Below are 14,598 nucleotides of genomic sequence, written 5' to 3'. Positions count from 1 at the left end.
AATCCCCATGAGCAAACGCGAGCAGTGTCAGGGGAGCACCTGCCCGTCAAACCGCAGTGCGCTCCACCTGACAAAGCATAGTCATTCGCTCAGGGTTTGCCGGGCTGTGACGCTTGCGTTCGTCCGCTTTCCCAGCCGCCGCCCAGGGCCAGGAACAGATCGATCTGGCTCATGGCAACCTCAGTGTTCGCCGCCGCCAGTTGCGCGCGCATCGCGGTGTAGGTGCGGGTGGCTTGCAGGTCGGCGAGAAACGATTCGCGGCCGGCCTGGAAGAACCGGTGGGTCTGGTCTGCCGCTTGTTGGGCCGATTGCTCGGCGTCAGCCAGCGCCTCGCGCCGTTGCAACACAGCGGTGTATTGCGCCAGGCCGGTCTGGGTTTCGCGGATGGCGTTGAGTACCACCCCGTCGAAATGCGCCAGGGCGCCCTGGGTCGCGGCTTCGGCCTCGTGGATGCGCGCACGGGCGCCGTTGGTCGGCAGCGTCCAACTGATCATCGGGCCGAAGCCCCAGCGGTTGGTCGCGGGCTGGCCGAGGTTGTCGAGCAGGCCCACGGTGCCCACCGTGGCGCCGATGGCGATGTCCGGGTACAACGCGCCGGTGGCCACGCCGATACGCGCAGTGGCGGCGGCCAGTTGGCGTTCGGCCTGGCGCACGTCGGGGCGACGCTTGAGCAGTGCCGCACCGTCGCCCACCGGCAACAGTTGGGCGATGTGCGGCAGCTCGGCGCAGGTGCCGGTGCCCGCCGGCAGTTGGTCCACTGGCTTGGCCAGCAGCATCGACAGGCGGAACAGCCCGGCCTGGCGCGCCGCTTCGTAGCGCGGCATGTCGGCGCGCAAGGATTTGTACTGGGTTTGCGAGCGGGTGACCTGGGTTTCATCGCCACGGCCCGCATCACGCAGGCGTTGGGTCAGCTTGGTGCTCTGGGCTTGCAGCTCCAGGGACTCGTTGGCAATCGCCAGTTCTTCGTTGGCGGCGCAGACCTGGGTGTAGGAGCGCACCACATCCGCCACCAACGTGATGCGGGCAATATCGGCGGCAGCCTGAGCCGCGTCGGCACTGGCCTGGGCACTTTCGATGCCGCGCTGCAACGTGCCAAACAGGTCGAACTGGTAAGAGGTGCTGATACCGACACTGCCGATGTTCGATACCGGGACTTTTTCCGTCAGCAAGAATGCTTCACCGGATTCCTGCAGACGCTGGGCCTCGGCCTTGGCGCCGGCACTCCAGCCGCCGGCGGACTCGGCTTGCTGCACCTGGTAACGCGAGCGCTGCAGGTTGGCAGCGGCCACACGCAAGTCGGTGTTGGAGGCCATGGCCTGGTGCACCAGTTCATCCAGGCGCGGGTCTTTGTAGAGCTTCCACCAGTCGGCCGGCACCGGCGCCGACACCACGTTGTTGCCCTCACCCGCCAGTTGCCCTTGCAGGTCGCTGCGGTTGACGGCGGACGTTTGCGGCAGCTTGTAATCCGGCCCCACCACTTGGCAGGCCGACAGCAACAACCCCAGCGCAGCGGTTGCCCAAAGCTGCTTCATGGCTGGGCTCCCTCATTGGGTTTGTCGCCAATGATCGATACGGTGGCCGTACGCCCGGCGATCATGCGGAAGTCCGCCGGTACATCGTCAAAGGCGATGCGCACCGGAATCCGCTGGGCCAGGCGCACCCAGCTGAACGCCGGGTTGACGTTGGGCAGCAGGTTCGAGCCGCTGCTGCGGTCACGGTCTTCGATACCGGCGACGATGCTCTGCACATGGCCGTGCAGGCGGGCGTTGTCGCCGATCACACGGATATCGACGCCCATGCCGACGTGGATGCCGTCGAGCTTGGTCTCTTCGAAGTAGCCGTCGATGTGGAACGAGTTGCTATCCACCACCGACAGCACCGGCCGCCCGGCGGTGACGAACTCCTGGGTACGCGGCGCGCGGTCGTTGACGTAGCCATCCACCGGACTGCGGATCACCGAACGGTCGAGGTTGAGTTGGGCCGAATCCACCGTCACTTGCGCTTCGGCCAGGGCCGACTGGGCGCGGGCAACGCGGGACTGGCTTTCTTCCAGTTGCTCGCTGGGCACCAGGTTGCCGAGGCCACGGTTACGCTTGTACTCGCGGCTTGCCTGGGCCAGGGTTTCCTGGCGGTCGGCCACGGCGGCCTGGGCTTGGCGCAGGGCCAGCTTGAAGCGGTCCTGGTCCACGGCAAACAGTACCTGGCCCTTGGTCACCAGCTGGTTATCGCGCACATCGACGCGCTGGATCAGCCCGGACACGTCCGGCGCGATCTGCACGATGTCGGCACGGATGTGGCCGTCACGGGTCCAGGGGGCAAACATGTAGTACATGACCATGCGCCACACAACGACGACCGCGAAGCTCACGATCAACAACGTCAGGACTACACGGCCGATGGTCAAAAAAGGTTTTTTCATGTCATCAGGTATCGACTGAGTGAGTCCACCGCGCCCAGCAACAGCGCGTAGAGCCCCACATTGAACAATGCCCGGTGCCAGACCAGGCGATAGAAGTGGAGTCGGGTCAACAGCCCGTGCACCACCAGAAACAACACGTACGTAATGCCCATCAGCACCAGCAGCGTGGGCAGGAACACCCCGCTGATATCCAGATCACCGATCATAAAGGCGCTCCATCGGGTAGCGGCGCTTCCATCTCCGTGCCGCCAATGAATTCCACACCCGGCAACAACGCCAGGCGCAGGCCGGCCAGCGCGTGCAGCAGGTGCAGGCGGGTATCGTCTTCGTCTTGCAGGCCCTGGCCGTTGAGGGCGCGGCGCGTGCGGTCGAGGGTCATCAGCAGACCGCTGGGCGCGGGCAAGCGTTCACCCGCCTTGAGGCAGGCCTTGAAGTAACCGCCCACACCTTCCACCACTTGGTTGAGCAGTACCCGCGGGACGCCGAGGATGCGCGGCGAGTAGGCCAGCAGGTCGAGCAGGTTGAGCGCCACGCGCAAGTCGCGCAGGGCGCTGCCGGTGTCCTGATTGATCAACGCCAGGCGCGGCAGGTGCTGCATCAGGCGGTCGAGCATTTGCACCGCCAGGTAGCGGTGTTCGTTCAGGGTGGCGGGCTCGGTCAGGCCGACGATGTCGCGCCAGCTGAACCGGGTCAGACGCTTGGCCGCCAGTTCGGCGCCGAAGGGCCGTGCGATCAACGTCCACACAAAGGCGAACAGCAGGCCCACGGGCCCGGCCAGGTTGACGTTGGCGAAGTTGAGGAAGTCCGCGTCGTAGGCGCCCTGGATGCTGATGAACGACGAGGTGTTCACCAGCGTCAGCAGCATGCCCAGGTAAAAACGCGGCTGCACGGTCAACGTACCGATGCAGATAAACGGCACGGCGAACGCCAGTACCAGCATCGGGAAATCATGCAGGTTGGGCAGTACCAGGAACAGATAGAGGCTGGCGAACAGCACCGACATGGCGGTCCAGAAAAAGAACCGGTAGATCTGCGGTGCCGGGTCGTCCATCGAGGCGAAAAAGCTGCAGGCCACCGCTGCCAGGATCACCGCGCTGCCGCCGTCGGTCCAGCCCAGCAGAATCCACAGCACCGAAGCGACGATGATCGCGGTGACGGTGGAAAACGCCGAGTAGAACATCAGGCCACGGTCGAGGAACGGCGTGAGCCGGCCCAGGCGCCAGTGGCGGTACACGGCGCGCCAGGTGTCCTGGCTTTCGCACTGGATGGCGGCTTGCAGGCTGCGACAGTCTTGCCACAGGTCGATCCACTCACCGAGGCGGTAGAGGGCGTTGGAAAACAGCAGCGTGTGGCGGTCATCCAGGGCTTCGCCGTGGGGTTGCAGGGCGTCGACCTGGTCACGCAGGGCGCGCCAGCGTTCCAGCGGTGCGCTTTCGGTGGTGTTCTCCAGCCACTGCTGGCTGGCTTCCAGCAACGGCATGAGCCGGTCGAGAAACTGCGGCGCGCGGTGTTCGATGGCGTACAGCGCATCGTCGAGCGCATCGATCACCGGCAACAGATGGATCATGCGTCCGCGCAGTTCCTTGGTGTTGCGCACCGTCTGCGGCCGCGCGCCTTCGTGGGGCAACTGGCCGATCATCAGTTCAAGGGTGTTGAAGGTGGCAACCATGCCGCCGCGCAGGGTGCTGACTTCTTCCGGCTGCACATTGCGCGAAAGAAAGCGCTGGCTATAGACCTGGGCGTCGCTGAACCACTTGGCCACCGAGCCATCGAACACCGGCATCAGGCGCCGCGGCCAGAACATCGCGCCCACCACCGCCGCGACCGCGATACCGAGGAAAATTTCTTCGGTACGCGCCTCGGCCACGTCCCATACCGCCAGCGGGTTATCCACCACTGGCAGGGCGATCAGCGGCAAGGTGTAGCCGGCGAGCATCAAGGCATAGTTGTTGGCGGTGCGCAGGTGCATGGAGAGGAACAGCAAGGTGCCCGTCCACAATGCGATCACCACCACCAGGATGTACGGCGATTGCACGAACATCGGCACAAAAAACACCGCCGCCGCCGCCCCCATCAAGGTGCCGATGGCGCGGTATAAGGCCTTGGAACTGGTAGGGCCGACAAACGGGCTGGAGACGATATACACCGTGGCCATCGCCCAGTAAGGACGCGGCATTTGCATGAGCATGGCGATGTACAGCGCGATCATCGACGCGGCGAAGGTACGAACGCCGTAGAACCAGTCACGGGCGGGCGGAAAGCCGCTGAAAAATCCGTTCAAAGCGTCGCCGCCTCAAAGGCCCGCAGTACGCGCAGTGCCGCTTCCATGTCGGCGGTCGGAATGTCCGCCAGCACTTCGCGGCGCAGACGCACCAACTGCACCTCCACCGCCTGCACCAACTCGCGACCGCGCTCGGTCAGGCTCAGGGCCTTGGCGCGGCGGTCGTGGATGTCTTCGGTACGGCACACATAGCCGTCATGGCACAGCCGGTCGAGCAGGCGCACCAGCGACGGGCTTTCCATCCCCGACGCCTGGGCCACTTTGACCTGATGCACCCCGTCGCCCAAGCGACCGATCATCAACAGCGGCACGGCGCAGGCTTCGGAGATGCCATAGCTGACCAGCGTGGTCTGGCAGATTTTGCGCCAGTTACGGGCGCCCACCACCATGCTGCTGCTGAGGTTCATCTGGAGTTGTTCGAGGGATTGAGGCACTGGATAGTTCGCATACAGTTAGTTTGCTAACTATCAATATGGCCGAGGGATCGAATTGCGTCAAGTTTTGAAACAATTTAGCGGATGGGTGGAGCGATTCAGTGGCAACACCGCAGGACGAATGTGGGAGGGGCTTGCCCTAAGGACAGTCAGTTAAGCGTACATGGCCTCCTGTAGGAGCGAGCTTGCTCGCGAAAAACGCCAACGATAACGCGGGCTTCCTGAATGAACGCGGCGCCTATGAGTTTTTCGCGAGCAAGCTCGCTCCTACAAAAAGCCTTCACTGACTGGCATTAGGACAAGCCCCCTCCCACAATCGGATCGGCGTCGGCTTCAGGATTGCTGTGCGGCCTGGCCATCCAGGCGGCGCTGGTTTTGGTCCAAAATGTCCAGGCCATCGCGCGACCTCAGAAAAAATTACTCAGGCGATCAAAACCCAGATTTTTTTTACTCCTCACCTTTTTTTTTACAAAAACACAATTTCCAAAAGATTTTTTTACACCCCTCGCCCACCCCGCAACATCAGATTCAACTCATCCACCACTTCCGCCCAATCGGCATCGTCCAAAATTTCCTCGCGCAAAAACGCTTTCTGGCTGTCTGTCCAGAAAAACGCATCTGCCAATTTAAGATCCGGCTTGAGTGGCGAGTGGGTGGTCACAAACTGATCAATACTGATCGGGTCATCCGGCAGTCCAAGCTGTTTGAACAGTGACGGCAAGCTGTGCACGGGCGATTGCATGGCGGGCTCCTAAGAAGAGGATTTCCCAGAGTCTAGTTCAGGCGCCAGCCAGGCCAACAATCGCTCGACACTCTGCGGTGCCGACAGCGCGCCGGTGTCCAGTACCAGCGCAGCGGGAGGGGGTGGCCCGTAGGGCGAACCAATGATCACGATCTGCCCGTTGTCCACCCGCAGCGCCGCCACCCGGTTAGTGGGCGACGGCACGCGGCACCGGTGCGGTAACAATGTTGCCGGCGGCCCAGGCTGACTCACGGCTGGCCAGCGCCGTGGCGATGGTCTGTACGCGGTCGGAGTCCAGTTGTTCCGGCAGCGGGTCGAGCCCGGCGCTGGCGAAGATCTGGCCGTAGGCGTTGCGCAGGTCGGCGTAGGCCAGGTCGCGGCGCAGGTCGGCTTGCAGGGTGTTGAGCTCGCCCTGGATCAGGTCGAGTTCGCCCAGGCCCGCCGCCTGGTGGCGGTTGCGCAGTTGAGTGAGGATTTGCCCGTCGATATTGGCCAGTTGTTCGTTGGTCTTGAACTGGCGTACGGCATCCTGGAAGTTCGCGTTGGCCACATAGACCTGCGCCAGTACCGCGATGGACATGGCCTGGCGCCGAGCGGTGGCGACTTCTTCACCGGCTTTGGCGACGTCGATGGCGGCCGGGGCGGAGATCACGTTGAACAGGTTCCAGGTGATCTTGGCGCCGTAGTCGGCCCAGCGATTGTCCACCAGGAACGAGTTGCTGTCGTAGTGGCCGCCGGCCGAGAACTCCAGGCCAGGCAGCAGGCGCAGCATGGCTTTGCGGGTTTCGGCGGCGCTGATACGGGTCTGGTAGTCCTGCTCGCGCAGTTCGGGACGATTGGCCAAGGCTTCCTGTTCCAGGCTGGCCAGGTTGACCTTGAGCTGGGGCACCACGTAATCGTCCGGCGTGGCGAGTTTCAGGTCAGTGCCCATGGGCAGGTTGATCAAGGTCGCCAGTTCAGTCTTGGCCAGGGACAAGGCGCGGCGCTGTTCCTGCAACTGGCGCGTGGCTTCGATCAGCGAGCGCTGGTAGCCAAGGGCCTGGACCGGGTCGCCGATACGCTGTTCGCTCATGTTCTGGCTGTCGGTCTGGGCTTGGTCGACCCGTACCATCAGGCTGTCAATCTGAGTCAGCAGACGCTCGGCTGCCACCGCTCGCCAATAGGCCGAGCGCACGTCCTGGACGATGGTGTTGATGACCTTGCGCCGACGCTCCTGGATGATCAGGCGCTGGTCGCCTTGCTGTTTGGCACTGATGTAGCTGACGCCGAAGTCGAGGACGTTCCACACCATGGTCAAGTCGGCCACACGGCGGTCGCGGTCCTGGGAGGTCGACGGCTCCAGGGACTGGGTGCCAGTGCGCACGCTCTGGCTGCTGGAGGCGTTGGTGTTGTTGCGCCCGGCGTAACCGGCGGACAGCGCCATGCGCGGCAGCATGTCAAAGCTGGACAGGTCCGACTGGCGCTTGGCCAAGGCTTCTTCCATCACCTTCAGGCGGCCTTCGAGGTTGTATTTCACTGCGCGGGCCATGGCCTGGTGCAGGGTAAGCGGACCACTGAGGGGTTCCTGATCCTTGTACATGCCTTGCAGATCATTGCGGGCGCGTTGCTCACTGACACTGCGCTCAATCGGCTCACTGGTGACCGCGCAACCGCTGATCGCCAGCACCAGCAAGCTGGCGCCGAACACCTTATGACGTGTATTCATCCTTGTACTGCCCCTGTTCCTGCGTCGAAATTAGTGGTGTTCAAGCCTGCATTTCGCTGATGCCGACTTGTTGCAGTGCCTGTGCCAGGTCGATCACCTGGCGATGCTCCCTGTCGTTGATCTGTTGCAATTGCTGGCCTAGGGTCGGTGCGCCAAAGACGCCGCGCAGGCCTTGGGCCGGATCACCGCCGCCCTTGATCGACTTGCTGTCGAACGCTTTAAAGCCTGAGTCGCTGCCACTGTTATCGCGGTTGAACAGGCCCGACAACGTGCTTGAGCCAAACACCCCGCCGTCGCCACCGCCGAAGCCGAGGAAGCCATTGCCACTGCCGTCACCACTGCCATCGGTGCTGAACACCTGGGCAATAAAGCTGGGCGACGACGCGCCGTTGTTGATGAAGATACTGCCGATCGGCGGCAGGCCCGCGCCCATTTCACGCTGTTCAAACAGCGGCGGGAAACCAATCGGTGAGCCCAGGTCGCCACCCGGCCGGCCAAAAATGATCGGCTGCAAGGGCACGTTCGGCGCATCCACAGGCACTGTAGGGACCGTGACGCGAAACAGCGGGTCGCCGGTGAGGGCGGTGGTGTTCACCCCGTAGTTATTGGAGTTGGCATAACCGCTGCCGGCGTTGCCTGCCAGGTCAGTCACCAGGCTGGTGTCGAGGGTGATGAAGTTGCTCGGGTCGGTGATATTCGCCGTCGGTGTCAGGGTGGCGGTCCAGGTTTTGCCGCCATCGCTGGTGGCCAGGTCGGACAAGGTGCCGTTGGCGACGCTGAGGTCATTCAGGTCGAAGCCCGTGACTTTTTCGCTGAAGGTGAAGGTCACGGTGGTGGTCTGGCCGACAACCAGGTTGGGGTTGGCGACCGAGATAGTCGCCGTGGGCAGGTCGCCGTCGATTGCGTAGTTATTGGAGATGGCCACGCCCGACCCGGTGTTGCCTGCGCCATCGCTGACCAGGCTGTTGTCGAGTACCACCAGGTTGGTGGCATCGGTGATGCCCGCAGTGGGGGTAAGGGTCGCGGTCCAGTGGATGTTGTCACTGGTGGTCAGGTTGGACAGCACACCGTTGGCCACGCTCAGGTCCGACAGGTCAAAGCCGCTGACCGCCTCGGTGAAGGTGATGCTCACGGTGGTGGTCTGGCCGATCCCCAACAGGCCGTTGGCCACCGTAATAGTCGCGCCTGGGCGCTGGGTGTCGATGCTGTAGTTACTGGAGTCTGTGGTGCCGCTGCCAGCGTTGCCGGAGGCGTTGACGACACCGCTGTTGTCCAGGGTGATGACGTTAGTGGTGTCGGTGATATTGCTGGTCGGCGTGAGTGTCGCGGTCCAGGTGATGCCGCCGTCGCTGGAGGTGACGTTCGTCAGTGTGCCGTTGCTGAGGGTCAGGTCGGCATTGCTGAAACCGCTCACGGCTTCGCTGAAGGTGATGGTCACCGTCGAGGTTTCGCCGGCCTTGAGGGCAGTGTCCGCCACCACGATCGTCGCCGTCGGACGTACCGTATCGATGCTAAAGTTGGCCGAGTCGGTGGTACCGGTACCGGTGTTGCCGGCCAGGTCGGTGTAGCCGGTGTTGTTCAGGCTGATCAGGTTGGTGGTGTCGTGAACATTGCTGTCCGGGGTAAAGGTCCCGGTCCAGGTGATGCCGCCGTCGCTGCTGAGCAGGCTGCTCAAGCTGCCGTTGGGCACGCTCAGGTCGCTGCTGTCGAGGCCGGCCACCGCTTCGCTGAAGGTGATGGTCACCGTCGTGGTTTGCCCGACGAGCAGGCTCGCACTGCCGAGCACAATGCTGGCCGTCGGCGCCACGGTATCGACGCTGTACGCATTGGAGACGGTGTTCCCCGCACCGGCATTACCGGCACTGTCGCTGACCAGGCTATTGTCCAGGCTGATGACGTCGCCGGCATGGGTGGTCGCGGCGTTCGGCGTCAGGGTTGCGGTCCAGGTGATGTTGTCCAGGGTGCTCAGGTTGCTCAGGGTGCCGTTGGGGGCTGTCAGGTCGCCCAGGGTGAAGCCGGTCACGGCTTCACTGAAGGTGATGGTCACCACCGATGAACCCGCTGCATTCAGGGCGTCGTTACTGACCACGATGGTCGCCGTCGGCCGCTGGGTGTCGATGCTGAAGTTGTTGGAATCGGTAGTACCGATGCCGGCGTTGCCCGAGGCATTCGCCACGCCGGTGTTGTCCAGCACGATCAGGTTGCTGCTGTCGGTGATGTTGCTGGTCGGCGTAAAGGTCGCCGTCCAGGTGATGCCGCCGTCGCCGCTGGCAAGGTTCGTCAACGTACCGTTGCTGATCGTCAGGTCGGCGGTGCTGAAGCCACTCACCGCTTCGCTGAAGGTGATGGTCACCGTCGAGGTTTCACCCAGCGCCAGGGCGTTGTCCGCCACCACGATCGTCGCGGTCGGCCGTACCGTGTCGATGGTGAAATTACCCGAGAGGGTGGAGCCGGTGCCAGCGTTGCCCGCCAGGTCCGTATAGCCTGCGTTGTTCAGGCTGACGATATTGGTGGTGTCCTTGATGTTGCTGGTCGGCGTGAACGTCGCGGTCCAGGTGATGCCTCCATCGCTGCTGCTCACCGCGCTCAACGTGCCATTGGGCACGGTCAGGTCGCTGTTGTCGAAACCGCTCACCGCCTCGCTGAAGGTGATGGTCACCAGCGAGGCTTCACCCGCTGCGAGCACCGGATCGGCTATCACGATGGTCGCGGTCGGCCTCTGGCTGTCGATCGCATAGTTGTTGGAGTCAGTGGTGCCGGAGCCGCTGTTGCCAGCCGTGTCGAGCACGCCGGTGTTATTCAGGGTGATCTGGTTGCTGGCCTGGTTGATGCCCGCCAGCGCCGTCAGGGTTGCGGTGTAGGTGATGTTGTCGCTGGTGCTCAGGTTGCTGAGGGTACCGTTGCCGACGGTCAGGTCGGACAGGTCGAAGCCGGTCACTGCTTCGTTGAAGGTAATGGTCACCGTTGACGTGCCACCGACGCCCAGGTTTTCGTTGTCCACCACCACAGTGGCGGTCGGACGCTGGGTGTCGATAACGTAGTTGTTGGAGTCGGTGGTGCCGCTGCCCGCATTGCCCGACGCCATCGCCTGCACCCCGCTGTTGTCCAGGGTGATCAGGTTGGTGGCGTCGGTAAGATTGGTGCTCGGGGTGAAGGTGGCGGTCCAGGTGATGCCGCCATCGCTGCTGGCCACCGCGCTCAGGGTGCCGTTGGTAATGGTCAGGTCGGCATTGCTGAAACCGGTGACCGCCTGGCTGAACGTGATGGTCACCAACGACGTGCCACCGATATTCAACGCTGGGCTCGCGACTACGATGCTCGCCGTGGGCAGCACGGTGTCGATGGTGAAGTTGGCCGAGTTGGTGCTGCCCGCCCCCGCGTTGCCGGCAAGGTCAGCGATACCGGTATTGGCCAGGGTGATGGCATTGGTTGCGCTGTTGGTGTTCGTACCTGGCGTGAAGGTCGCGGTCCAGGTGATGCCGTCAGCGCTGCTCAAGCCGCTCAGGCTACCGTGGCTGGTACTCAGGTCGCTCAGGCTGAAGCCGGTTACCGCTTCGCTGAACGTAATGGTCACCAGCGAGGTTTCCCCGGCCGTCAGTGTCGGATCGGCGACGACGATGGTCGCGGTCGGCCGCTGGGTATCGATGCTGTAGTTGTTGGAGTCGGTGGAGCCGGTGCCGGTATTGCCGACGGTGTCGCTGTAGCCGGTGTTGTCGAGGGTGATCAGGTTGCTGGTGTCGGTGATGCTCGCGCTCGGTGTGAAGGTTGCGGTCCAGGTGATGCCGCCATCGCTGCTGCCCACTGCCGTCAGCGTGCCGTTGGTAATGGTCAGGTCGGCATTGCTGAATCCGACCACGGCTTCCGAGAAGGTAATGGTTACCAGCGAGGTGTCGCCGATGTTCAGCGAGTCGTTGGCGACCACCACGGTGGCGGTCGGGCGCACGCCATCGATGGCGATGTTGTTGGAAGTGGTGGTGCCGCTGCCAGCGTTGCCCGCCCCATCCTGGACCCCGGTATTGTCCAGGGTGATGTGGTTGCTCGCGCTGACGACAGCCGCAGTCGGGGTGAAGGTCGCGGTCCAGGTAATGCTGTCGCTGGTGCTCAGGTTGCTCAGGACGCCGTTGCTCGCCGTCAGGTCGGCCAGGGTAAAACCGGTCACGGCTTCGCTGAAGGTGATAGTGACCGGGGAGGTCTGGCCGATCCCAAGATTGGCGCTGCCGAACACGATGGTCGCGGTCGGGCGCTGGGTATCGACGACATAGGTGTTGGAGTTGGTGCTACCGCTGCCGGCGTTGCCCGCACCGTCGGTAATCAACGTGTTGTTCAGGGTGACCAGGTCACCGCTGTGGGTAACCCCACTGTTGGGGGTGAGGACGGCCGTCCAGTGGGTGCCATCGACCTGGACCAGGTTGCTCAGGACGCCATTGGATGCGCTCAGGTCGCTCAGGTCCAGATCGTTGACCGTTTCGCTGAAGGTGATGGTCACCTGGGACGAACCGCCAATGTTGAGCGCGGTGTTGGACACCACAATGCCCGCGGTCGGCCGCACGGTATCGATCACGTAGGCGTTGGACGTGCTGGTGCCAGTGCCCGCGTTGCTCGCAGTATCGGTGTAGAGCGTGTTGTCCAGGGAGATGCTGTTGCCGCTGCTGTTGTTGCCGGCAGCCGGGGTCAGGGTGGCGGTCCAGTGGATGTTGTCGCTGGTGGTCAGGTTGCTCAGGGTGCCGTTGGTTGCCGTCATGTCCGACAGACTGAAACCACTCACTGCCTCGTTGAACGTGATGTGCACCTGGGACGAACCACCGACTTTCAACGCCGGACTGTCGACCACGATGGTCGCGCTCGGGCGTTCGGTGTCGACGGTGTAGCTGTTGGACGCGGTGGTGCCGATGCCTGCCAAACCCAGCGACTGGCTGGTGACACCGGTGTTGTCCAAGGTGATCTGGCCGGCACTGCTGGCGACGTTCGCGTTCGGGGTGAAGGTCGCGGTCCAGGTCTTGTTATCGCTGGTGGTCAGGTTAGTGAGAACGCCGTTGGCAGCGGTCAGGTCAGCCAGGGTGAAACCGTTGACGGCTTCGCTGAAGGTAATGGTCACCTGCGACGTACTGCCGATGTGCTGCGCTGGGGTTGCAACCACGATGGTCGCGGTCGGGTTCGGCACATAGGCATTGTCCGACGTACCGCCGATATCGTTGAACAGGCCATTGGCCGCCGTCGGTTTGTTGCCGGCTGTACCCGCACTGGCCAGGCCGCCATTGCCGCTGGCGCCGGAGTTGGCGCTACCGCCCAGGCTGGCGAAGTTGGCCGCCGTGATCAGTACCGAACCCTTGTTCCAGATTGCGCCAACGCCCAGGCCACCGTCGCCGCCGCTGGCGTTGCTGCCGCTGTTGATGGAGCCGCCACCGCCACCACCGCCGCCGGCACCGATGTTACCGGTAATCGCCGAGTTGCCGATGATGGTCAATTTGGCGCCAGCGGCGTTGTAGATACCGCCCGCAGCACCACCGCCCTTGCCGCCGAGGGCGTTCCAGCCGGCACCGCCGCCACCACCGCCGATCGATATTCCGCCGACGGCCGCAGCGCCGCCGGCGCTGCCGTTGGAGTAGCCGTAGGGGTTGGTCGAGCCCGCGCCGGCGCTGCCCGAGCCACCCTTGCCGCCCATCACCACCAGGTTATACCCGCCTCCCGTACCGCCCTGATTGGCCGAGCCAGCGGTGCCGGCGTAGTTGCCAGTACCACTGCCGGTGCTGCCGCCATGCCCGCCGATGCCGTTGCCCAGTGCACCGCCGCCGCCCCCGGCGCCGCCGACCGCGCCACCGGTGACACCGCCACCGCCACCGCCACCGGAAGCCGCGTTTGCCGTGACGCTGACGTTTCTCAGCGTCAGGTCGCCGAAGTTGCTGAGCCCCGCGCCCAGCGAGTTGCCCGCGCTGGTACCGCTGCCGCCATTGCCACCGTTACCGGCAATCAGGCCACGGGTAATCACCAGGCCGTCGAAGGTCACGGTGGTACCGCTGTTGACCTGGATCACGCTGGTCTTGTACTGCCCGTCCAGGGTTACCTCAGCGACGCCGTCATTGTTCAGGTCGCCGTCGAGGGTGATGTTCTTGGTGACCACCAACTGGCTGTTCAACAGTACGGTCATGCCGTTGTTGAAGGTCACGATGTCGCCGTTCTGCGAGGACGCCAGCGCCGCGCGCAGGGAGCCGACACCCGAATCATTGCCGTTGGTCGCGGTCCAGGTCGCCAGGCCCCACTGGTAATCGTTCATCACCTGTTGCGACAGCAGGGGCGTGCTTTCGATGGCGCCGGTTGCGATTTCCAACGTCCAGTCGCCGCCCACGCCGGTGCGGTTGGTGGAGGCCGCAATGTCACGCCCGGTGTACTGCGCCAGGGAATCGACGAAGCTCACGCCGCGCTCGCCTTCGGCAGTGTTGCAGGCGTAGATCAGGATATCGCCGCCCACGTTCATGTCTTTGCCGATCTGGCCCAGCACATCGGCGCGCGCCGCCACGTTGTCCGCCGACAGGTAGGTACTGCCCAGCCACAAGTCACCGGTATTGCCGTGGGCAATGATCTCCACGGTACTCACGCCCTGGTGGCTGCCCAGGTATTCGGCGATCTGTTGCAGACCGTCCTTGCTGCCGTCCAGCACCACAACCTGAGTGCCGGGAGCGACGCCCTTGAGCAGGCTGTCGAAGTCCTTGACCCGCGAGTCGACAAACACCACACCCTGGCCGGGCACGGCAACAGGTGCAGTCGCCGGGGCGGCATCCGTCTGGCCATGAGTGTCCTTGGCAGCCGTGGGCTGGTCTGCGGTGGGTGGCTTGGCCGCGTCCACGGTCGAGTGGTTATCAGCCGCCGTCGCCACCGTCGCCGCCACGGCGCCGTCGAACAACATGCGCGGTTCCAGGGACATGATCATGGGCGAACCCAGGGACCGGGCTGCGGCGGTTGCCTGCGATGCCCCACGCGACTTCTGTTTATTCCACCACATGAGACTCACCCGGGATCGAA

The 14,598-nt window shown here is 63.7% G+C and carries 9 protein-coding genes; all 9 read right to left on the bottom strand.

Features of this window, described 5'->3' with window-relative positions; translation table 11 throughout:
* Positions 1–89: 89 nt before the first annotated feature.
* The 9 genes from AD670_RS22605 to AD670_RS22570 all read right to left on the bottom strand — a co-directional run bounded on the left by AD670_RS22605 (position 90) and on the right by AD670_RS22570 (position 14,578).
* Positions 90–1,532 (bottom strand): efflux transporter outer membrane subunit, encoded by a 1,443-nt coding sequence (locus AD670_RS22605; protein ID WP_053137594.1) that lies wholly within the window; start codon positions 1,530–1,532, stop codon positions 90–92.
* A complete protein-coding gene (locus AD670_RS22600) occupies positions 1,529–2,419 on the bottom strand; it encodes an efflux RND transporter periplasmic adaptor subunit (RefSeq protein ID WP_053137592.1) in 891 nt (296 codons plus the stop codon). The genes AD670_RS22605 and AD670_RS22600 overlap by 4 nt, the downstream gene beginning before the upstream one ends.
* The gene (locus AD670_RS22595; RefSeq protein WP_010214247.1) at positions 2,416–2,625 is read right to left on the bottom strand and encodes a DUF1656 domain-containing protein; all 210 of its coding nucleotides are present in this window, start codon (positions 2,623–2,625) and stop codon (positions 2,416–2,418) included. Before AD670_RS22595 ends, AD670_RS22600 begins: the two co-directional genes overlap by 4 nt.
* Complete coding sequence (locus AD670_RS22590) at positions 2,622–4,700, bottom strand: FUSC family protein (protein WP_053137590.1); 2,079 nt, start codon at positions 4,698–4,700, stop codon at positions 2,622–2,624. The genes AD670_RS22595 and AD670_RS22590 overlap by 4 nt, the downstream gene beginning before the upstream one ends.
* Positions 4,697–5,107 (bottom strand): MarR family winged helix-turn-helix transcriptional regulator, encoded by a 411-nt coding sequence (locus tag AD670_RS22585; RefSeq protein WP_053137587.1) that lies wholly within the window; start codon positions 5,105–5,107, stop codon positions 4,697–4,699. Before AD670_RS22585 ends, AD670_RS22590 begins: the two co-directional genes overlap by 4 nt.
* A 523-nt stretch (positions 5,108–5,630) precedes the next feature.
* Positions 5,631–5,876, bottom strand: coding sequence for a DUF2789 domain-containing protein (locus AD670_RS22580; RefSeq protein ID WP_053137584.1), 246 nt, complete (start codon positions 5,874–5,876; stop codon positions 5,631–5,633).
* 9 nt (positions 5,877–5,885) lie between these two features.
* Positions 5,886–6,080 (bottom strand): hypothetical protein, encoded by a 195-nt coding sequence (locus AD670_RS31145; RefSeq protein ID WP_177331618.1) that lies wholly within the window; start codon positions 6,078–6,080, stop codon positions 5,886–5,888.
* Positions 6,064–7,581, bottom strand: a complete 1,518-nt coding sequence (locus AD670_RS22575) for a TolC family protein (RefSeq protein ID WP_053137581.1) — start codon at positions 7,579–7,581, stop codon at positions 6,064–6,066. Before AD670_RS22575 ends, AD670_RS31145 begins: the two co-directional genes overlap by 17 nt.
* Before the next feature lie 40 nt (positions 7,582–7,621).
* Positions 7,622–14,578: an Ig-like domain-containing protein gene (locus AD670_RS22570; RefSeq protein ID WP_053137578.1), complete on the bottom strand. Its 6,957-nt coding sequence runs from the start codon at positions 14,576–14,578 to the stop codon at positions 7,622–7,624.
* Positions 14,579–14,598: the final 20 nt, after the last annotated feature.

The organism is Pseudomonas sp. MIACH, assembly GCF_001269925.1.
Lineage (GTDB): Bacteria > Pseudomonadota > Gammaproteobacteria > Pseudomonadales > Pseudomonadaceae > Aquipseudomonas.
Note: the sequence above shows the minus strand (reverse complement) of the source record. Positions and strands in the feature narration are given on the sequence as shown.

Bases quoted from the DNA above. Each gene is read 5' to 3' on its own strand.
- AD670_RS22595 (WP_010214247.1), bottom strand. From the start codon at position 2,625: ATGATCGGTGATCTGGATATCAGCGGGGTGTTCCTGCCCACGCTGCTG.
- AD670_RS22575 (WP_053137581.1), bottom strand. From the start codon at position 7,581: ATGAATACACGTCATAAGGTGTTCGGCGCCAGCTTGCTGGTGCTGGCG.
- AD670_RS22580 (WP_053137584.1), bottom strand. From the start codon at position 5,876: ATGCAATCGCCCGTGCACAGCTTGCCGTCACTGTTCAAACAGCTTGGA.
- AD670_RS22570 (WP_053137578.1), bottom strand. From the start codon at position 14,578: ATGTGGTGGAATAAACAGAAGTCGCGTGGGGCATCGCAGGCAACCGCC.
- AD670_RS22585 (WP_053137587.1), bottom strand. From the start codon at position 5,107: ATGAACCTCAGCAGCAGCATGGTGGTGGGCGCCCGTAACTGGCGCAAA.
- AD670_RS22600 (WP_053137592.1), bottom strand. From the start codon at position 2,419: ATGAAAAAACCTTTTTTGACCATCGGCCGTGTAGTCCTGACGTTGTTG.
- AD670_RS22605 (WP_053137594.1), bottom strand. From the start codon at position 1,532: ATGAAGCAGCTTTGGGCAACCGCTGCGCTGGGGTTGTTGCTGTCGGCC.